We start from the raw sequence: 18,504 nt of genomic DNA, 5'->3' as shown, positions 1-18,504 counted from the left end.
CTCAGCCCTCGGGGCGGCTGAGCTCGGCCTGGATCCGGGCGAGCTGCTCGAGCCGCTGCTCCAGGGACGGGTGGGTCGAGGTCAGCGTCCGCAGCGAGACGCCGCTGACCGCGGGGGCGATGAAGAACGCGTTCATCGCCGCCGAGGAGCGCAGGTCGCGCTTGGGGATGGTGTTGATCTCGCCGGTGATCTTCTGCAGGGCCGAGGCGAGCGCGGCCGGCTTCATCGTCAGGTAGGCGCCCGCCCGGTCGGCGCTGAGCTCGCGGTAGCGCGAGAGCACCCGCAGCAGCACGAAGCTGACCGCGTAGACGACCAGGCTGATCAGCAGCGCGATGAGGAAGGCGGGCGCGCCTCCGTTGCCGTCCCGGTTGCTGCCGCGGGTCATCGCGAACCCGCCGTACTGGGCCCCGCGGGTCAGCATCCCGGCCACGATCCCCGCCGAGGACGCGACCGTCATCACCAGCACGTCGCGGTGGGCGACGTGCGAGAGCTCGTGGGCGAGGACCGCCTCGAGCTCCTCGGCGTCCAGCGTGTGCAGGATGCCGGTGGTCACGCACACCACCGAGCGGTTCGGGGACCGGCCGGTGGCGAAGGCGTTGGGCACGGCCAGGTTCGCGATCCCGACCCGCGGCTTGGGCATGTCGGCCAGCGCGCACAGCCGGTCGATCATGCCGTGCAGCTCGGGGGCCTCCGCAGGGGAGACCTCGCGGGCCCGCATCGCCCGCATCGCGACCTTGTCCGAGCTCCACCACTGGTAGAACGCGACGCCCAGCCCCAGCAGCCCGATCAGCGGCGCCGCGCTCGCCCCCACCGCATACATCAGCCCCACGACCAGCGCCACGAAGAGCGCGCCGAGCAGGAACATGACCAGGGTCATCCGGACGGTCAGTCCGGTGTCCTTGATGAAGCGTGAGCGAGCCACGACACTCAGCCTGGGATCAGACCGTCGCCGGTGAGCAGGGCGCGCACGTCGTCGATGCTCGCGTCGGCCGGCGGCAGGATCAGGTCGGACTCGTCGAGCGCATCCGCCGGGTGCGGGGTGCCCACGCGGCGCACACCGTCGAGCAGTGCGCCGAACACCTCGCTGAAACGGGCCAGGTCCCCGGACTCCACGGCCGCCTCGACCGCGGCGTCGAGCTCGTTGAGGTGCTCGACGCTGGTCTCGGGGACGTCGAACTGTCCCTCCCCCATGATCCGGACGATCACGCCTGGCCCTCCTGCTTGCGACCCTCGACGCCGAGGATGTCCTGCGACTCGAGGGCCTGCGGCGCGCTGCCGCCCTTGAGCCGGGCGAGCTCGGCCTCGACGTCGGCCTGGGAGCTCATCGACTCCAGCTCGCGGGCGATGTCGTCACCGGCCCCGACCGCGGTGACGTCGTCGAGGGCGCCGGAGGAGATCAGCTCGTCGATCGCGCCGGCACGCGCCTGCATCTGGGCCGTCTTGTCCTCGGCGCGCTGGATCGCCATCCCGACGTCGCCCATCTCCTCGCCGATCCCGGAGACCGCCTCGTTGATGCGGGTCTGGGCCTCGGCCGCGGTGTAGGTCGCCTTGATCGTCTCCTTGCGGGTCCGGAAGGACTCGACCTTGGCCTGCAGGCGCTGCTGGGCGAGGGTGAGCTTCTCCTCCTCACCCTGGAGCTGGGCGTGCTGCGCCTTGAGGTCGTTGATCTGGTTGGTCAGCCCCGACTTGCGGGTCAGCGCCTCACGAGCGAGGTCCTCGCGGCCCATCGCGATCGACTTCTCGGCCTGGTCCTGCAGCTTGGTGGACTGCTGGACGAGCTGGTTGACCTGGAGCTCGACGCGCTTGCGGCTGGTCGCGACGTCGGCCACGCCGCGCCGTACCTTGGTGAGCAGCTCGAGCTGGCGCTGGTAGCTGTAGTCCAGCGTCTCGCGCGGGTCCTCAGCGCGGTCGAGCGCGTTGTTGGCCTTGGATCGGAAGATCAGACTGATGCGCTTCATGAGACTCATGGGGATGCGGCCCCTCCTCGTACTGTCGGGCGTCGGTGCTGGTCAGCCCACCCTATAGTCTGGATCCCACACTCCTCGCTCACGAAGGCAGCATCGTTGTTCCGTCGCAGCAAGACCGAGAGCCCCATCGTCACTCCCACGACCCCGGACCTGGTCAAGCGGGACGGGAAGGGGCGGCCGACCCCCAGCCGACGGGAGGCGGAGGCGGCCGCGCGCGCCCGGGCCAAGACGCCCCGCTCGCGCAAGGAGCTGGCCCGCGCCCAGCGCAGCTCGCGCAGCGAGTCGAGCCAGAAGATGCGCGCGGCGATGAAGACCGGCGACGAGCGCTACCTGCCGCCGCGCGACAAGGGCCCGGTCAAGCGCTTCATCCGCGACTTCGTCGACACCCGCTTCTCGTTCACCGAGCTGGTGCTGCCGCTGCTGCTGCTGACGATGTTCCTGGGCTACTCCGGCAGCGCCCGGCTGGCCGGGATCGGCAACACCCTGATGTTCGGCGTCTTCGCGGTCGTGCTGATCGACGTCGTCGTCCTGCGTCTGCGGTTGCGCCGTGAGCTGCGCCGGCGCTTCCCGGAGGCGCCGCTGAAGGGCACCACCTATTACGCCCTGATCCGGGCCCTGCAGATGAGGTTCCTGCGCCTGCCCAAGCCGCAGGTGAGGATCGGCCAGGAGCTGCCCGAGCACTACCGGTGATCGTCGGCCTGGTCGCGGCGCTGGCCGCGGCCCTGCTCTTCGGCGCCAGCGCGGTCCTGCAGGCCCACGCGGTACGCCGGCTTCCCACCGGCGGCCAGGACCTGGTCGGCTTCGTCGCCTCGGCGCTGCGCAACCGCTGGCTGATGGTGGTGGTGGCGGCCTACCTGCTCGGGTTCGTGCTGCACGCCGTCTCGATCTGGTACCTGCCCCTCTACCTGGCCCAGGCGACGATATCGATGTCGATGCCGGTCACCGCCGTGCTCTCCGCGGCGCTGCTGCGCGAGCCGGTGGGGCGCCGACGCTGGCTCGCCATCGCCGCAGTCACCGCCGGCCTGGTCCTGCTCGCCGTCGGGAGCGGGGCTGTCGGGGAGGTGCGCTCCTCGGACGGCTTCGCCCTCGCCCTGTGGAGCGCGGTGGTCGCGATCGCCGTGCTCGGCTTCCTCGTACGCCGCAGCGCGGGCGCCTCCCTCGGCTGGCTGGCCGGCCTCGCCTACGCCGGCTCCGCGATCGCGGTGCGGGGCTTCGACGCCGCCCTCGATCCGGCCGACGTCGCGGCGGGCCTGGCCGTCCCGGCCTTCGGTCTGCTCGGCTTCTGGCTCTACTCGCTGGGTCTCGAGCGAGCCGCGGTCACCTCCTCGACGGCCCCGATGATCGTCGCGCAGACCTTCGTGCCGGCGCTGGCGGGCATCCTGCTCCTGGGTGACGGCGTCCGTGCGGGATGGTCCGCGGGCGTGGTGGCGGGGCTGCTGCTGGCGACCGTCGGCGCCATCTGGGTGAGCCGGGCGGGAGCACCGGGCGACGCCCCGTCCGGGCCGCCGGCCGGCGGTGTCAGGATGGCGCCATGAGCACTCCCCCTCCCAGCAGCCCGCCCAGCGGACCCAGCGCCGACGTCTCGGTGCGGGTCGCCTGGTCCGACGACGCCGACGCGGTGGCGGCGGTGCAGCTGCGGGCGTGGCGCGTGGCCTATCAGGGACTGCTGCCCGACGAGCTGCTGGCCAGCGACCCGGCCGCCCTCGCGGCCACCTGGCGCAGCGCGCTGGCCAAGCCGGGCGACGCCCGCAACCGGGTGCTGGTCGCCCTGGAGCGCAACCGGGTGGTGGGCTTCGCGATCACCGGACCGACCGGCGACCCCGACCGGGACCCGATCGCCGACGGCGAGCTCCGGGAGTTCACCGTGGACCCGGACGAGCGCGGCAAGGGACACGGATCGCGGCTGCTCCAGGCGGCCGCCGACACCATGGTCGCCGACCGCTTCCAGCGCGCGCTGACCTGGGTGCTCTCCACCGACGACACGCTGCGCGCGTTCGTCGAGGCCGCCGGCTGGTCCCCCGATGGGGCGCACCGCGAGCTCGACCTCGACGGCGCCGGTACCACCGTCGTGCGCGAGGTGCGCCTGCACACCTCCCTCGTCTAGACCTCTTTGCTTTCCGCCAGCCACGCGCCACCATGGTGTGACCGGCGCCTCACGGCGCCGGGCGGGCCCCAGCCTCGTGGGTCCGCACGCACCAAGGGAGGCACCCGTGCTCGGTCCACTGCCGCGCCTGTACCGCTTCGTTCTCGCCGTCGTCGCCGTCGTGGCCTTCCTGGGCGTCGGGGCCTGGCTCGCCCAGGTCACCGCGCTGCCGGTGATGGCCTCGGTGGGTGCCGGGGTCGGCGCCGCCGTCGGCCTGGTGGCCGCGTACCTGCTGGTCCACGATTTCTCCGCCCACGCGGCACACCGCAGCCCGGCCCGGCACAGCCCTCGACGGCACTGAGCCTCCCGTCCCGGCTACCGGGGGGCGGGCGCTCGGGTCGTCCGAGAGGCGCCGAGGTCTCGGCATGACCGACGAGATGACGCCCTCGCAGCGTCGCGGGATCATTCGCGACAGTCTCGCCGTGGCGCTGGCCACCGGCACGTACGGCGTCTCGTTCGGCGCCGTCGCGGTCGCCTCCGGCCTCTCCCCCGCTCAGGCGTGCGCGCTCTCGCTGCTGGTCTTCACCGGCGCCTCCCAGTTCGCCTTCGCCGGAGTCCTCGCGGCCGGCGGCACTCCCCTCTCCGGGGCGCTCACCGCTCTGCTGCTGGGCAGTCGCAACACGCTCTACGGCCTGCGACTGGCTCCGCTGCTCGACTGGAGGGGCTGGCGCCGCACCGCGGCCGCTCAGCTGGTCATCGACGAGTCGACGGCGATGGCCATCACCCGCGAGTCCACGAGCGCGGCCAGGCTGGGGTTCCTCACCACCGGCCTCGGCGTGTTCGGCCTGTGGAACATCGCCACGCTGGCCGGCGCGCTCGCCGGTGAGGCGCTGGGCGACCCTCGCACCTACGGCCTGGACGCGGCGGTCGGAGCGGCGTTCCTGGCGCTGCTCTGGCCGCGCCTGCGCGAGCGCCGCAACCAGCTGGTGGCGGCCCTCGCCGCCGGCGCGGCGCTGTGCCTGGTCCCGCTCACCGCGGCGGGGGTGCCGGTGCTCGCCGCCGGAGGGGTGGCCCTGCTCGCGGGGGTCGTGCTGCGCTCGACCCCGGCCACGACCCGAGGACCCCGATGATGTGGGCGGTCATCGTGGCGACCGGCGTGGGGTGCTGGCTGCTCAAGCTCGCCGGGCTGGCGGTGCCGCCCGCCGTGCTCGAGCGCCCGCTCGTGCAGCGGGTCGCCGACCTGCTCCCGGTCGCCCTGCTCGCGGCCCTGGTGGCGGTACAGGTCTTCGGCGACCCGGGCGCGCTGGCGCTCGACGCCCGCGCCGGTGGACTCGCCGCGGCCGTGGCACTGCTGGTGCTGCGCGCGCCGTTCCTGGTGGTGGTGCTCGGCGCCGCCGCCACCGCGGCCCTGCTCCGGCTCTGAGCCCGAGGCCCTCATCCGGGCACCCCCGTTTATCTGGGTTTCCGGCATAGAAATCGACCGACCATCTCTTGACGCCACATGATCGGGTCCATATAAAGGTAAACACAGATGTGAGGAGCCTCACAGCCTTCTTCTTGGAGGAACCATGGCCATCCCAGACGCAACTGCCAACAAGAAGCTCGAGGGAAGCGGAGTACGCGCCCGCGTCCAGCGCTTCGGCGGCTATCTCGCGGGGATGATCATGCCCAACATCGGGGCGTTCATCGCCTGGGGCCTGATCACCATGCTGTTCATCGAGGACGGGTGGACACCCAACGCCGACCTGGCCGAGCTCGTCGACCCGATCATCAAGTACCTGCTCCCGATCCTGATCGGCTACACCGGCGGACGGATGGTCCACGGCCAGCGCGGCGCCGTGGTGGGCGCCATCGCCACCATGGGTGTCATCGTCGGCTCCGACGTGCCGATGTTCCTCGGCGCGATGATCATCGGCCCGCTCGCGGCGTACTTCATGAAGCTCGTCGACAACGCCATCCAGGACCGGGTCCCCTCCGGCTTCGAGATGCTCATCGACAACTTCACCGCCGGCATCGTGGGCGGCGTCTTCGCCTGCCTGGGACGGCTCGCGATCGGCCCCGTCGTCTCCAACGTCGTGGAGTGGCTCGGCGACGGCGTCCAGACCCTCGTCGACAACAACCTGCTGCCGCTCGCGTCGGTCATCGTGGAGCCCGCCAAGATCCTGTTCCTCAACAACGCGATCAACCACGGGGTGCTCTCCCCGTTGGGGGCCAACGAGGCCAGCGAGACCGGCAAGTCGATCCTGTTCATGGTGGAGTCCAACCCCGGCCCAGGCCTGGGCATCCTGCTCGCGTTCATGTTCTTCGGCCCCAAGGTGATGCGTCCGACGGTGCCCGGCGCGATCATCATCCAGTTCCTCGGCGGCATCCACGAGATCTACTTCCCCTACGTGCTGATGAAGCCCCAGCTGGTGCTCGCCGCGATCGCCGGCGGCGCCGCGGGCATCCTCACCGGCACCATCCTCGACGCCGGGCTGGTCGCGCCCGCCTCACCGGGCAGCATCTTCGCCTACCTCGCGGTGACCCCCAAGGGCGGCTACTTCCCGGTGCTCGCCTCGATCATCGTGGCCGCGGCGGTGTCCTTCGCGGCGGCCTCGGTGCTGCTCGGCTTCGGCCGCGGGGAGCGCGAGCCCGACGAGGCTCGACTGCCCGAGGACGAGGTGGTGGTCGGCAGCTGAGGCGCTGCCCTGGACCCGCAGGCGCACGCACGACACCGCACGCACCAACCCCACAGGACAGGAGACTCGAGATGCCGAAGGTCAACGGATCGGACGTCAAGAAGGTGATCATCGCCTGCGACGCCGGGATGGGCAGCAGCGTCATGGTCGCCAGCACGATGAAGAAGAAGCTCAAGAAGTACGGCGTCGCCGTGGAGCACACCCCGGTGAACTCCATTCCCGCCGACGCCCAGGTGGTGCTCTGCCACGCCGGTCTGGCCCAGCGCGCCACCGGCATCAACCCCGACGCCGTCGTGGTGCCCTTCCAGGTGTTCATGGGCGACCCCGCCTTCGCCAAGGTCGAGAGCGCCATCAAGGACGGTGGAGTCCTTGAGTCCTGACGCCGCCCAGGTGCTCGCACCCGACGCCGTGCGGCTCGGGCTGCGGGCGGTCGACAAGGCGGATGCCCTGCGCCAGTGCGGCGAGGTCCTCGTCGAGATCGGCGCGGCGGACCCGTTGTACGCCGACGCGATCCTCGAGCGCGAGCGCTCGGTCTCCACCTACATGGGCGAGGGCATCGCGATCCCGCACGGCACCGACGAGAGTCGCGAGCACATCCACCGCGCCGCCCTGGCGTTCCTGCAGTTCCCCGACGGCGTGGATTGGAACGGAAAGACCTGCCACGTCTGCATCCCCATCGCCTCACGCAGCGACGAGCACATCTCGATCCTGCAGTCGCTCGCCCTGGTCCTCAGCGACCCGGACGCCGCGGCCCAACTGCGCACCACCCACGACATCGACGCGGTCCTGGCGCTGCTGGCGCCCCGGGCCGAGGAGGACAACTGATGAAGGCCGTTCGCTTCTACGCCCCCGGCGACGTACGCATCGAGGACGTCGAGGAGCCCACCTGTGGCCCCGACGAGGTCAAGCTGCGGGTCAGGAACTGCTCGACCTGCGGCACCGACGTGAAGATCCGCAACAACGGCCACCAGAACATCACCCCGCCGCGCACCATGGGACACGAGGTCGCCGGCGAGGTCGTCGAGGTCGGCGCCGAGGTCAGCGGGTGGGACATCGGCGACCGGGCCCAGATCATCGCCGCCGTCCCGTGCGGGCACTGCTACGAGTGCCGCAAGGGCTGGATGGCGGTGTGCCAGAACCAGACCTCGGTGGGCTACCAGTACGACGGCGGCTTCGCGGAGTATCTGATCGTCCCGCCCCAGGTGCTCGCCGTCGACGGGCTGAACCGGATCCCCGAGGGGGTCGGCTTCGACGAAGCCTCCGCGGCCGAGCCGTTCGCCTGCGCGATCAACGCCCAGGAGCTCATCCACGTCGGGGACGGCGACACCGTGGTGGTCTTCGGTGCCGGCCCGATCGGCTGCATCCACATCCGGCTGGCCCGCGCCAACGGCGCCGCGCGGGTGTTCCTGGTGGACGTGAACGCCGAGCGCCTGGAGATGTCCGCGAAGGCGGTCGGTCCCGACGAGGCCCTCAACGGGGCCGAGGTCGACGTCGTGCAGCGCGTGATGGAGCTGACCGAGGGCCGCGGCGCGGACGTGGTGATCACCGCCACCGCGGCCGGCATCGCCCAGGAGCAGGCCATCCGGATGGCGGCCCGGCGTGGGCGCATCTCGTTCTTCGGGGGTCTGCCCAAGGACAAGCCGATCATCGCCTGCGACTCCAACCTCGTGCACTACCGCGAGCTGATGATCATGGGCGCCAACGGCTCCGCGCCCTCGCACAACAAGCGGGCGCTGGAGTACATCGCCTCCGGCAAGGTCCCCGTCAAGGACCTGATCACCGCCCGGCTGCCCCTCGAGCGCGCGCTCGACGCCTTCGACATCGTGGCTCGGGGGGAGGCCATCAAGGTGACCGTGGAGCCGTGAGCGGGCCGGCGCGCCGCGGTGGCGCCGGGCTCACTCGAGGTCGAGGAACTCCTCCAAGCCGACGGTGAGCCCGGGGTGGGACCGGATGGCGCGCAGACCGGCCAGCACGCCCGGGGTGAACGACGCCCGGTCCAGCGAGTCGTGCCGGATGGTGAGGGTCTCCCCCACCCCGCCGAGGATCACCTCCTGGTGGGCGACGAGCCCGCGGATCCGCAGGCCGTGCACGCGCACCCCGTCCACGTCGGCGCCGCGGGCCCCGTCCAGCTCGGTGCTGGTCGCGTCCGGCTGGGCGCCGAGACCGGCCTCGCGGCGGGCGGCGGCGATCAGCTGCGCGGTGCGGCGCGCCGTCCCCGACGGCGCGTCTGCCTTGCCGGGGTGGTGCAGCTCGACCACCTCGACCGACTCGTAGAACGGGGCGGCGGCGGCAGCGAAGCGCATCATCAGGATCGCGCCGATGGAGAAGTTGGGGGCGATCAGCACGCCGACCTCGGGCGCCCGCTCCAGCCACCGGCCCAGGGTCGCCAGCCGCGACTCGTCGAAGCCGGTGGTGCCCACCACCGCGTGGATGCCGTGCTCGACGCAGAAGCGGAGGTTGTCCATCACCACGTCGGGGTGGGTGAAGTCGACGACCGCCTCGGCCCCCGCGGCGAGCAGCTCCTCCAGCGAGTCGTCGGCGTCGATCTGCGCGACCAGCTCGGTGTCGTCCGCGGCCTCCACGGCCGCGCAGACCTCGCTGCCGACCTTGCCGCGGGCCCCGAGGACCCCGACCCTCAGCCGGGCGCCCGGCGAGGCTCCTGGCGTGTCCTGGGCGTCTTCGCTGGACCGGGGCTGCGACGTCTCGCCTGATGCACTCACGCCCCCTAACCTATCCTCGCTGCGTCCCAGACGCGTCCCGGTGCCTGACTCTCGGACCGGGTAGTGGCAGGCTGTCTCCCATGGCACAGGCGATACCGGCGCGAATCAGATGGGCCGTCGACGTGATGGACGTCCGTCCCGATGACTCCGTTCTGGAGATCGGATGCGGACCCGGCGCGGGGGCGGAGCTGATCTGTGAGCGCCTCGAGACAGGCAAGCTCTTCGCGATCGACCGCTCCGAGTCCGGCGTCGACCGCACCAAGCGCCGCAACGCGAAGTACGTCCAGGCCGGGCGCCTGACCGTGCGTCAGATCGACCTCGCCACGCTGCGGGTGCCGGTCAAGCGGCTCGACAAGGTCTTCGCGTTCAACGTCAACCTGTTCTGGGTGCGCGAGTGCGCCGACGAGATCGCCCTGCTCCACGAGCGGCTGGTCCCGGGCGGAGCCATCTTCCTGTTCTACGAGGCGGTCAACCGCGAGCGGATCCCGCACATGATCGAGAAGGCCTCGAAGTCGCTCGTGGACGGGGGCTTCCGGGTGTCGCTGGTCGAGCAGAAGGCCCCGCCCGTGGTCGGCATCATCGGACGCCGCTAGGCCGGCTCCGCGCCCCCGGGCACCGGGCCGACGACGGCCAGCACCTCGGGCTGGGTGAAGATCTCGGCCGCGAGCGCGCGCACCTCCTCGAGCGTGACGGCGTCGATGCGGGCGATGACCTCGTCGAGGCTGAGCATCTCGTCGTAGACCAGCTCGGCCTTGCCCAGCCGCGACATCCGCGAGCCGGAGTCCTCCAGGCCCAGCACCAGCCCGCCGCGCAGCTGGCCCTTGCCGCGCTCCAGCTCCTCGGCGCTGATGCCCTCGGCGGCCACCAGCGCCAGCTGCTCGCGCACGGTGGCCAGGACGTCGTCGAGCTTGGCGGGCAGGCAGCCGACCGACACCCCGACCAGTCCGGCGTCGGCGTGGTGGGAGGCGAAGGAGTACACCGAGTACCCCAGTCCCCGCCGCTCGCGGACCTCCTGGAAGAGCCGTGAGGACGTCCCTCCCCCGAGTGCGGTGTTGAGCACGCCCAGGGCGAAGCGACGCTCGTCGTTGCGGGAGATCCCGTTCATGCCCAGCACGAGGTTGACCTGCTCCAGCGGCCGCACCGCGGTGACCGTCCCCGGCATCACCGGACGTACGTCGCCGGCCGGGGCGGGCCGGACGGGCTCCTCGGAGCCGCTCAGGAAGCCGTTGCGGGCGAAGGCGGTGCGCACCTGGTCCACCACGGCAGCGTGGTCGACGTTGCCGGCCACGGCCACCACCACGTTGGGCGCGGTGTAGTGGGTGCGGTAGAAGCCGGCGATCTGGTCGCGGGTGAGCGCGGCGATCGAGTCCTCGGTGCCGGCGATGTCGCGGCCCAGCGGGGAGTCGCCCCACGCCTGGTGCGCGAAGAGGTTGTGGACCACGTCGTCGGGATCGTCGTCGTGCATCGCGATCTCGTCGAGGATCACGTCGCGCTCCGCCTCGACGTCCTCGTCGAGCAGCGTCGAGTTGGTCACCATGTCGCCGAGCACGTCCACGGCCAGCGGCAGGTCGACGTCGAGCACGCGGGCGTGGAAGCAGGTGTACTCCTTGGCGGTGAACGCGTTGGACTCGCCGCCCACCGCGTCGAACTGCACCGAGATGTCCATCGCGGAGCGCTCGCGGGTTCCCTTGAAGAGCAGGTGCTCGAGGAAGTGCGAGCAGCCGTGCAGGCTGGGCGTCTCGTGACGCGAGCCGACGCCGACCCAGACGCCGATGCAGGCCGAGCGCACGCCGGCCATCTGCTCGGTGACCACCCGCAGGCCGCCGGGCAGGACGGTGCGCCGGATCTGGGAGGTCACCGCCCCGGAGTCGTCGGTGACGGTCTGCAGGGTGCGGGTGCTGCCGACGGGCTGAGAAACGGCCAACCGGCCAGCAGAAGTCTGCTGGCCGGCTGCCGTGTCTGGCCCCGTGAGGGGAGGGGTCATGCTCAGTCCTCGGCCGGAGCCTCGGCCTCGGCTGTCTCGTCGGCCGACTCCTCGACCACCGGGATCAGCGAGAGCTTGCCGCGGTCGTCGATCTCGGCGATCTGGACCTGGACCTTCTGGCCCACCGAGACGACGTCCTCGACGGCGTCCACGCGCTTGCCGCCGGCCAGCGAGCGCAGCTTGCTGATGTGCAGCAGGCCGTCCTTGCCGGGCATGAGCGAGACGAAGGCGCCGAAGTTGGTCGTCTTCACGACCGTGCCGAGGTAGCGCTCGCCGATCTCGGGCATGGTCGGGTTGGCGATCGCGTTGACCGCCTGGCGAGCCGCCTCCGCGGCCTCGCCGTTGGTCGCACCGATGTAGATGGTGCCGTCGTCCTCGATGGACAGCGACGCCCCGGTGTCGTCCTGGATCTGGTTGATCACCTTGCCCTTCGGGCCGATGACCTCGCCGATCTTGTCGACGGGGATGCGGACCGTGATGATGCGCGGCGCGTGCACCGACATCTCCTCGGGCGCGGCGATCTCCTCGTTCATCACCTCGAGGATCGCCAGGCGGGCGTCGCGGGCCTGGGTCAGCGCGCCGGCCAGCACGTCGGCGGGGATGCCGTCGAGCTTGGTGTCGAGCTGCAGCGCGGTGACGAACTCCTTGGTGCCGGCGACCTTGAAGTCCATGTCGCCGAACGCGTCCTCGGCGCCGAGGATGTCGGTCAGCGCGACGTACTGGGTCTCGCCGTCGACCTCACCGGTGATGAGGCCCATCGCGATGCCGGCGACGGGGGCGCGCAGCGGCACGCCGGCCTGCAGCAGCGACAGCGTCGAGGCGCAGACCGAGCCCATCGAGGTGGAGCCGTTGGAGCCCATCGCCTCGGAGAGCTGGCGGATCGCGTAGGGGAACTCCTCGCGGGTGGGCAGCACCGGCAGCAGCGCCCGGCGGGCGAGCGCCCCGTGGCCGACCTCGCGACGCTTGGGCGAGCCCACGCGGCCGGTCTCGCCAGTGGAGAACGGCGGGAAGACGTACTTGTGCATGTAGCGACGCGTCTTCTCCGGGGAGAGCGTGTCGAGCTTCTGCTCCAGGGTGAGCATGTTCAGCGTGGTGACACCCAGGATCTGGGTCTCGCCGCGCTCGAACAGCGCCGAGCCGTGCACCCGCGGGATCACGCCGACCTCGGCGTGCAGCGGCCGGATGTCGGCCAGCCCGCGGCCGTCGATGCGGACCTTGTCGCGCAGCACCCGCTCGCGGACCAGCTGCTTGTTCAGCGCGCGGAACGCCGCGCCGATCTCCTTCTCGCGACCGGCGAACTGCTCGCCGAGCTTCTCCAGCAGCGAGGCCTTGATCTCGTCGAGCCTGTCCTCGCGCTCCTGCTTGGGCCCGATGGTCATCGCGGCAGCGGTGTCGCTCTTGACCGCGGCCTCGACGGCGGCGTACACGTCGTCCTCGAAGTCGAGGAAGATCGGGAACTCCTGGACCGGCTTGGCGGCCTCCTTGGCCAGCTCGGCCTGGGCCTCGCAGAGCTGCTTGATGAACGGCTTCGCGGCGTCCAGACCGGAGGCGACGATCTCCTCGGTCGGCGCCTGCACGCCGCCCTGGACCAGGGTCCAGGTCTGCTCGGTGGCCTCGGCCTCGACCATCATGATCGCGACGTCGCCGGTGTCGGTGACGCGCCCGGCGACGACCATGTCGAAGACGGCGTTCTCGAGCTGGCTGTGGGTCGGGAACGCCACCCACTGACCCTCGATCAGGCCGACGCGGACGCCGCCCACGGGGCCGGAGAACGGCAGGCCGGAGAGCTGGGTCGACAGCGACGCGGCGTTGATGGCCAGCACGTCGTAGGGGTGGTCGGGGTCGAGCGCCATCACGGTGATGACGACCTGGACCTCGTTGCGCAGGCCCTTCTTGAACGTCGGGCGCAGCGGCCGGTCGATCAGCCGGCAGGTGAGGATGGCGTCCTCGCCGGGACGACCCTCGCTGCGGAAGAACGAGCCGGGGATCTGACCCACGGCGTACATCCGCTCCTCGACGTCGATCGTCAGGGGGAAGAAGTCGAAGTGGTCCTTGGGGTGCTTGCCGGCCGTGGTGGCCGAGAGCAGCATGGTGTCGTCGTCGAGGTAGGCCGTCACGGAGCCAGCGGCCTGCCGGGCCAGCAGCCCGGTCTCGAACTTGACGGTGCGGGTGCCGAACTTGCCGTTGTCGAGAACGGTCTCGACCGCGGAGATGACCGGTCCGGCCGGAGTGGAGTCTGTCAAGGGTTCATCCCTTTTCTCTTCGCGGAGCGATCCGCAGGTCCGCCTGTCGGCGGGGCATCGAAGGTGTCCCGCCTGGGTGTGCCCTCCCGTTCGAGGGAGGGGCCGGTCTTCGATCGAGGCTCGCGGAGCCCTGCTCCGAAAGCCACTACCGAGGACCGGGCCGGCGTCTGCGGGTCGCTCCTGGTGATGTGTTCAATGTGGAGTTGTGGGGTTCAGCGGTGAGGTCTGAGACCGACACTAACGAATCGGGCCCGCGAGCCGAAACCCGCCGGTGTCCTGGTCCGGGGCATCGCTACCGCGAAAGGCCCCGAGAGCGCGAGAAGCGGCCGCCACCAGGTGGCGACCGCTCCTCACAGAGACGTCAGGCAGATCAACGACGCAGGCCGAGGCGCTCGACGATCGAGCGGTAGCGAGCGATCTCCGTCTTCTGCAGGTAGTTCAGCAGGCGACGGCGCTGGCCGACCAGCAGCAGCAGACCACGACGGCTGTGGTGGTCGTGCTTGTGCTGCTTGAGGTGCTCGGTCAGGTGCGAGATGCGGTGGCTCAGCAGCGCGATCTGCACCTCGGGCGAACCGGTGTCGCCCTCGGCCGTGGCGTACTCGGCGATGATCTTCTTCTTGGTCTCCGCGTCGGTACCGATCGACATACGGGGGCTCCTTTCGATTCGCTGCGCGGCGCGCCGGGGCCTGTTCACCCGGGCACTCTGGATCCGCGGCCGTTCCTACGGCGGTGTACTGGTCGTCACCCTGTCGGATCCGGCGAGGCCGGGTCCGGGCAACCGCGCAAGATTATCAGCGTCGCGACCGCAGCGGCGAATCCTGCCGCCTCCTGACCCTCGCCAGGTGGCGCGAGCGCCCAACCGGATCGGTGCACGCCGGCGGTTCCCCGGGGGCCCGATCGGTGTGAGGATGCCCGGATGAGGCCAGGGGCCGCCACCGGCGAGCAGAAGCGTATCGGCGTGTGCAACCTGTGCGAGGCGATCTGCGGCCTCGAGCTGACCCTCACCGACGGCGTGGTCACCTCGGTGCGCGGCAACCCCGCCGACCCGCTCTCCCGCGGCCACGTCTGCCCCAAGGGCATCGCCCTGGCCGACGTGCACGCGGACCCGGAGCGGCTGCGCCGGCCGCTGCGCCGGGTGGGCACCGAGCCGGACGGCAGCCCGCACTGGCGCGAGGTCGAGTGGGACGAGGCGCTGGACGCGGCCGCCGACGGCCTGGCGCGCACGATCAACGAGCACGGCAAGGACGCGCTCGGCGTCTACCTCGGCAACCCCAACGCGCACAGCCTGGGGTCGCTGACCCACGGGACGACCCTGGTGAAGTCCCTGCGCACGCACAACAAGTTCAGCGCGACGTCGGTCGACCAGCTTCCCCACCAGCTGCTGGCGTACCTGATGTACGGCCACCAGCTGTTCCTGCCCATCCCGGACATCGACCGCACGTCGTACTTCCTGGTAGTGGGGGCCAACCCGATGGCCTCCAACGGCTCGCTGATGACGGTGCCGGACTTCCCCGCGCGCCTGCGCGAGCTGAAGGCGCGCGGCGGCCGGATGGTCGTCCTGGATCCCCGGCGCAGCGAGACCGCCCGGGTCGCCGACGAGCACCACTTCGTGCGTCCCGGCTCGGATGCGCACGTGCTGCTGGGGATGGTGCACGTGCTCCTCGCCGAGGGGCTCGCCACTCCCCCGCCGTACGTCGACGGGCTGGACGCCGTGAGCGAGGCGGTCACCGGCTTCACCCCGGAGCGCGCCGAGGCGCTCAGCGGCGTCCCCGCCGCGGAGATCCGCCGGATCGCCCGCGACTTCGCCGCGGCCCGGAGTGCGGTGGCCTACGGCCGGATCGGCGTGTCCACCCAGGCCTTCGGCACCGTGTGCCAGTGGGCCGTGCAGCTGCTGAACCTGCTGACCGGCAACCTCGACCGGGTCGGCGGCGCGATGCTGACCACCCCGGCGATCGACGCGGTGGGCACCGGCCTGATCGGGCGCGGCCACCACGACGCGTGGCGCAGCCGGGTCCGCGGCCTGCCGGAGTTCGGCGGCGAGCTGCCGGTGGCGGCGCTGCGCGAGGAGATCGAGACTCCCGGTGACGCCCAGATCCGCTCGATGCTGGTCCTGGCCGGCAACCCGGTGCTGTCCACCCCCGACGGCGCCCGGCTGGACCGGGCGCTGGCCGGCCTCGACTTCATGGCGTGCGTGGACATCTACCTCAACGAGACGACCCGGCACGCGGATGTGATCCTGCCGCCGACCACCGCCCTGGAGCGCGACCATTACGACCTGGTCTTCCACGTCCTCGCGGTCCGCAACACCGCGCGCTTCACCCCCGCGGTGCTGGCCAAGCCGAAGGACGCCCTGCACGACTGGCAGATCTACCGCGAGCTCGCGGTGCGCATCCAGCGCCGGCTGAACAGCCCGGCACCGCGCAAGGTGCGGCTGCGCCAGCGACTGCGGCTCTCGACCAGCCCCACCCTCCTGGTCGCCGCGCTGCTGCGCCGCGGCCGCTCCGGGGTCACCCTGCGCAGGCTGCGGGCGAACCCCGCCGGCATCGACCTGGGGCCGTTGCGTCCCGGGCAGCTGCCGGACCGGCTGCCGCACCGCAGCAAGCGGGTGGACGCGGCGCCCGGCCTGGTCCTGGCCGACCTCGACCGCCTGCACGCGGCAGCCGCGGCGGCCGCTGACGAGGCGTCGGGTGACGCGCTGGTCCTGATCGGCCGGCGTCACCAGCGCGACTGCAACTCCTGGCTGCACAACGTGGAGCGGCTGACCCGCGGCCGCGCCCGCCACCAGCTGCTGATGCACCCCGACGACCTCACCGCACGTGGCCTCGCCGAGGGCGCCGCGGTGTGCGTCACCTCGCGGGTGGGGTCCGTGGAGGTGGAGGTGCGGGCCAGCGACGAGATGATGCCGGGCGTGGTCAGCCTCCCGCACGGCTACGGCCACCAGCAGGCCCAGCACCAGGGCGCCCGGATGCAGCACGCCGGGCAGGTGCCCGGAGTGTCGATCAACGACCTGACCGACCCGGACCTGCTCGACGTGAGCGGCAACGCCGCGCTGAGCGGGGTCCCGGTCACCGTGACGGCGGCCGGGCGCTAGGCAGGCGGCACCAGGGCGCGGCGCGCGCCGCTCAGAGGCCGAGCGCGACGCGGGCGGCCGCGCGCCCCGCCAGCGGGCTGTCCGCGGCCAGCGCCGCCTCGGAGGCCTCCTCGCACGCGGTCGCGGTGACCAGGGACAGGCGCGCCCCCACCGGACGCACCGCGGCGGCGGCCATCGACAGCGAGGTGACCCCCATGCCCACCAGGGCGCAGGCCAGCAGCGGGTCGGCAGCGGCCTCGCCGCACACGCCGACCGGCTTGCCCGCCTGGCGACCCGCGGCGGCGGTGATCGCGATCAGCTGGAGGACCGCCGGCTGCCAGGCGTCGGTGAGGTGAGCCAGGTCGGTCTCCATCCGGTCCGCGGCCATCGTGTACTGCGTCAGGTCGTTGGTGCCGATGGAGAGGAAGTCGACCACCTCGAGCATCCGGTGCGCCAGCAGGGCCGCGCTGGGCACCTCGACCATGATCCCCGCCTTGAGATCGTGGCCGCGCACCATCGTGGCGAACTCGCGCGCCTCGGCCACGGTGGCCACCATCGGGGCCATCACCCAGGTCTCCACCCCGGTGCGCTCGGCGGCCAGCGCGATGCCCGCCAGCTGGCGCTCCAGGAGGCCGGGGTTGTCGAAGGCCAGTCGCAGCCCCCGCACCCCGAGCGCCGGGTTCTCCTCGCCCTCGTGGGTGGCGAAGGCGATCGGCTTGTCCGAACCCGCGTCGAGGGTGCGCACCACGACGTAGCGCCCCGCACCCGCGAACGGCGCCAGCACCTCGGCGTAGAGCTCGGCCTGCTCCTCGACCGAGGGCTCCTCGCGGCGTCCGAGGAAGCTCAGCTCGGTGCGGAACAGCCCGACCCCCTCCACCGGGGCCTGAGCCGCGAGACGGGCGGACTCCGCGTCGGCCACGTTCGCCAGCACCTTCACCGCGGAGCCGTCCCGGGTCTTCGCCGGCCCGGTCCACGCCTCCAGCGACGCCCGCAGCTCACGGTCGGCCGCCACCCGGCGCTGCGAGTCGGCCTCGTCGGGCTCGGCTTCGACGATCCCCGTGGTGCCGTCGACGAGCACGGGCGTGCCGCCGGGGATCTCCCGCACCCCGGAGCAGCCGACGACGCACGGGATGCCCAGCTGGCGGGCGATGATCGCGGTGTGGCTGGTGGAGCCCCCGCGCTCGGTGACCAGGGCCAGCACCCGGGCGGGGTCGAGCCCCGCGGTGTCGGAGGGGGCCAGGTCCGCGGCGAGGAGGACCGACGGCTCGTCGGGCGTGGGCACACCCGGCTCCGGGGCCCCCACGAGGTGGGCCACCACCCGGCGCTCGATGTCGTGCAGGTCGGTGACCCGCTCGGCCATCAGCCCACCCATGTCGGCGAACACGTTCGCGAACTGCTGCACCGCCGCGCCGACCGCGGCCAGGAGGTCGACCTCGCCCTGGCCCAGGTGCTTGCGCACCGCCGTGCGCAGCCCCTTGTCGCGGGCGAGTCCGGCGCTGGCGGCCAGCACCTCGGAGGCCGAGCCGGACGCCGACTCCGCCTTGCGCGCGTATCCCTGAGCCACCTCCTGCACCGCCGCGTCGTACGCCGCGAGCGCCTGCTCGGCGTCCTCGAAGCCGCCGGTGCCGAACGCCTCGACCAGACTCGGCTCCACGGTGCCGATCACGTGGACGGCAGGGCCGACGACGACCCCCGCGACGACAGGCGTGCCCTGCAGGTGCCGCGAGCCGCGGCTGGTGTCGGTCTGGCTGGTCATGCT

The 18,504-nt window shown here is 71.9% G+C and carries 20 protein-coding genes; 12 read left to right on the top strand and 8 right to left on the bottom strand.

Annotation, left to right across the window (positions count from 1 at the left end; all coding sequences use genetic code 11):
- Position 1 precedes the first annotated feature (1 nt).
- The 3 genes from htpX to AC6EI4_RS13640 are packed head-to-tail and all read right to left on the bottom strand — an operon-like array spanning position 2 to position 1,967.
- Complete coding sequence (gene htpX, locus AC6EI4_RS13650; RefSeq protein WP_498421909.1) at positions 2-922, bottom strand: zinc metalloprotease HtpX; 921 nt, start codon at positions 920-922, stop codon at positions 2-4.
- Between the two features lie 5 nt (positions 923-927).
- Positions 928-1,206 carry a PspA-associated protein PspAA gene (gene pspAA / locus AC6EI4_RS13645; RefSeq protein ID WP_498421910.1) on the bottom strand — a complete coding sequence of 93 codons (279 nt, stop codon included), beginning with the start codon at positions 1,204-1,206 and terminating at the stop codon, positions 928-930.
- Positions 1,203-1,967, bottom strand: coding sequence for a PspA/IM30 family protein (locus AC6EI4_RS13640; RefSeq protein WP_498421911.1), 765 nt, complete (start codon positions 1,965-1,967; stop codon positions 1,203-1,205). Before AC6EI4_RS13640 ends, pspAA begins: the two co-directional genes overlap by 4 nt.
- Before the next feature lie 96 nt (positions 1,968-2,063).
- Here AC6EI4_RS13640 and AC6EI4_RS13635 point away from each other — a divergent pair, with 96 nt between their 5' ends.
- From AC6EI4_RS13635 to AC6EI4_RS13590, 10 genes are all read left to right on the top strand, one after another.
- Positions 2,064-2,657 carry a DUF3043 domain-containing protein gene (locus tag AC6EI4_RS13635; RefSeq protein WP_498421912.1) on the top strand — a complete coding sequence of 198 codons (594 nt, stop codon included), beginning with the start codon at positions 2,064-2,066 and terminating at the stop codon, positions 2,655-2,657.
- The gene (locus AC6EI4_RS13630) at positions 2,654-3,502 is read left to right on the top strand and encodes a DMT family transporter (protein ID WP_498421913.1); all 849 of its coding nucleotides are present in this window, start codon (positions 2,654-2,656) and stop codon (positions 3,500-3,502) included. Before AC6EI4_RS13635 ends, AC6EI4_RS13630 begins: the two co-directional genes overlap by 4 nt.
- Positions 3,499-4,071 carry a GNAT family N-acetyltransferase gene (locus AC6EI4_RS13625; protein ID WP_498421914.1) on the top strand — a complete coding sequence of 191 codons (573 nt, stop codon included), beginning with the start codon at positions 3,499-3,501 and terminating at the stop codon, positions 4,069-4,071. Before AC6EI4_RS13630 ends, AC6EI4_RS13625 begins: the two co-directional genes overlap by 4 nt.
- A 106-nt stretch (positions 4,072-4,177) precedes the next feature.
- Positions 4,178-4,411: a hypothetical protein gene (locus AC6EI4_RS13620; protein ID WP_498421915.1), complete on the top strand. Its 234-nt coding sequence runs from the start codon at positions 4,178-4,180 to the stop codon at positions 4,409-4,411.
- A gap of 64 nt (positions 4,412-4,475) precedes the next feature.
- A complete protein-coding gene (locus AC6EI4_RS13615; protein WP_498451780.1) occupies positions 4,476-5,180 on the top strand; it encodes an AzlC family ABC transporter permease in 705 nt (234 codons plus the stop codon).
- Positions 5,180-5,473 (top strand): AzlD domain-containing protein, encoded by a 294-nt coding sequence (locus AC6EI4_RS13610; RefSeq protein ID WP_498421917.1) that lies wholly within the window; start codon positions 5,180-5,182, stop codon positions 5,471-5,473. Before AC6EI4_RS13615 ends, AC6EI4_RS13610 begins: the two co-directional genes overlap by 1 nt.
- 145 nt (positions 5,474-5,618) lie before the next feature.
- Entirely contained in the window at positions 5,619-6,728 is a 1,110-nt protein-coding gene (gene mtlA, locus AC6EI4_RS13605) for a mannitol-specific PTS transporter subunit IIC (RefSeq protein ID WP_498451779.1), read from the top strand.
- A 71-nt stretch (positions 6,729-6,799) separates the two neighbouring features.
- On the top strand, positions 6,800-7,108 hold the full coding sequence (locus tag AC6EI4_RS13600; protein ID WP_498421919.1) for a hypothetical protein: 309 nt from the start codon (positions 6,800-6,802) through the stop codon (positions 7,106-7,108).
- Positions 7,098-7,553 (top strand): PTS mannitol transporter subunit IIA, encoded by a 456-nt coding sequence (locus tag AC6EI4_RS13595; RefSeq protein ID WP_498451778.1) that lies wholly within the window; start codon positions 7,098-7,100, stop codon positions 7,551-7,553. The genes AC6EI4_RS13600 and AC6EI4_RS13595 overlap by 11 nt, the downstream gene beginning before the upstream one ends.
- Positions 7,553-8,593 (top strand): zinc-dependent dehydrogenase, encoded by a 1,041-nt coding sequence (locus tag AC6EI4_RS13590; RefSeq protein ID WP_498421921.1) that lies wholly within the window; start codon positions 7,553-7,555, stop codon positions 8,591-8,593. The genes AC6EI4_RS13595 and AC6EI4_RS13590 overlap by 1 nt, the downstream gene beginning before the upstream one ends.
- 30 nt (positions 8,594-8,623) lie before the next feature.
- On the opposite strand, the gene dapB is transcribed toward AC6EI4_RS13590, so the two are convergent.
- Positions 8,624-9,367 carry a 4-hydroxy-tetrahydrodipicolinate reductase gene (gene dapB / locus AC6EI4_RS13585; protein ID WP_498451919.1) on the bottom strand — a complete coding sequence of 248 codons (744 nt, stop codon included), beginning with the start codon at positions 9,365-9,367 and terminating at the stop codon, positions 8,624-8,626.
- A 206-nt stretch (positions 9,368-9,573) separates the two neighbouring features.
- On the opposite strand from dapB, the gene AC6EI4_RS13580 reads away from it, so the two are divergent.
- Positions 9,574-10,041, top strand: coding sequence for a class I SAM-dependent methyltransferase (locus AC6EI4_RS13580; protein WP_498451777.1), 468 nt, complete (start codon positions 9,574-9,576; stop codon positions 10,039-10,041).
- On the opposite strand, the gene AC6EI4_RS13575 is transcribed toward AC6EI4_RS13580, so the two are convergent.
- From AC6EI4_RS13575 to rpsO, 3 genes are all read right to left on the bottom strand, one after another.
- Positions 10,038-11,372 (bottom strand): M16 family metallopeptidase, encoded by a 1,335-nt coding sequence (locus tag AC6EI4_RS13575; protein ID WP_498451776.1) that lies wholly within the window; start codon positions 11,370-11,372, stop codon positions 10,038-10,040. The two genes, AC6EI4_RS13580 and AC6EI4_RS13575, sit on opposite strands and share 4 nt — an antisense overlap.
- A gap of 62 nt (positions 11,373-11,434) precedes the next feature.
- Positions 11,435-13,675: a polyribonucleotide nucleotidyltransferase gene (locus AC6EI4_RS13570; RefSeq protein WP_498451775.1), complete on the bottom strand. Its 2,241-nt coding sequence runs from the start codon at positions 13,673-13,675 to the stop codon at positions 11,435-11,437.
- Between the two features lie 370 nt (positions 13,676-14,045).
- Positions 14,046-14,321 carry a 30S ribosomal protein S15 gene (gene rpsO, locus AC6EI4_RS13565; protein WP_498421925.1) on the bottom strand — a complete coding sequence of 92 codons (276 nt, stop codon included), beginning with the start codon at positions 14,319-14,321 and terminating at the stop codon, positions 14,046-14,048.
- Between the two features lie 270 nt (positions 14,322-14,591).
- Between rpsO and AC6EI4_RS13560 the strand changes: the two genes are divergently transcribed.
- Entirely contained in the window at positions 14,592-16,766 is a 2,175-nt protein-coding gene (locus tag AC6EI4_RS13560) for a molybdopterin-dependent oxidoreductase (RefSeq protein ID WP_498451774.1), read from the top strand.
- Positions 16,767-16,797: 31 nt separating this feature from the next.
- Here the strand turns inward: AC6EI4_RS13560 and ptsP are convergent, their stop codons facing one another.
- Positions 16,798-18,501: a phosphoenolpyruvate--protein phosphotransferase gene (ptsP, locus tag AC6EI4_RS13555; protein ID WP_498451773.1), complete on the bottom strand. Its 1,704-nt coding sequence runs from the start codon at positions 18,499-18,501 to the stop codon at positions 16,798-16,800.
- Positions 18,502-18,504 lie beyond the last annotated feature (3 nt).

Source organism: Nocardioides sp. Z43_10 (assembly GCF_059766615.1).
The sequence above is the reverse complement of the archived record's forward strand: the minus strand, read 5'-3'. Positions and strand labels throughout refer to the sequence as shown.

Coding starts and splice junctions, on each gene's coding strand:
- AC6EI4_RS13640 (WP_498421911.1), bottom strand. CDS start 1,967: ATGAGTCTCATGAAGCGCATCAGTCTGATCTTCCGATCCAAGGCCAAC.
- AC6EI4_RS13625 (WP_498421914.1), top strand. CDS start 3,499: ATGAGCACTCCCCCTCCCAGCAGCCCGCCCAGCGGACCCAGCGCCGAC.
- AC6EI4_RS13615 (WP_498451780.1), top strand. CDS start 4,476: ATGACCGACGAGATGACGCCCTCGCAGCGTCGCGGGATCATTCGCGAC.
- AC6EI4_RS13610 (WP_498421917.1), top strand. CDS start 5,180: ATGTGGGCGGTCATCGTGGCGACCGGCGTGGGGTGCTGGCTGCTCAAG.
- mtlA (WP_498451779.1), top strand. CDS start 5,619: ATGGCCATCCCAGACGCAACTGCCAACAAGAAGCTCGAGGGAAGCGGA.
- AC6EI4_RS13600 (WP_498421919.1), top strand. CDS start 6,800: ATGCCGAAGGTCAACGGATCGGACGTCAAGAAGGTGATCATCGCCTGC.
- AC6EI4_RS13590 (WP_498421921.1), top strand. CDS start 7,553: ATGAAGGCCGTTCGCTTCTACGCCCCCGGCGACGTACGCATCGAGGAC.
- AC6EI4_RS13580 (WP_498451777.1), top strand. CDS start 9,574: ATGGACGTCCGTCCCGATGACTCCGTTCTGGAGATCGGATGCGGACCC.
- rpsO (WP_498421925.1), bottom strand. CDS start 14,321: ATGTCGATCGGTACCGACGCGGAGACCAAGAAGAAGATCATCGCCGAG.
- AC6EI4_RS13560 (WP_498451774.1), top strand. CDS start 14,592: ATGAGGCCAGGGGCCGCCACCGGCGAGCAGAAGCGTATCGGCGTGTGC.
- ptsP (WP_498451773.1), bottom strand. CDS start 18,501: ATGACCAGCCAGACCGACACCAGCCGCGGCTCGCGGCACCTGCAGGGC.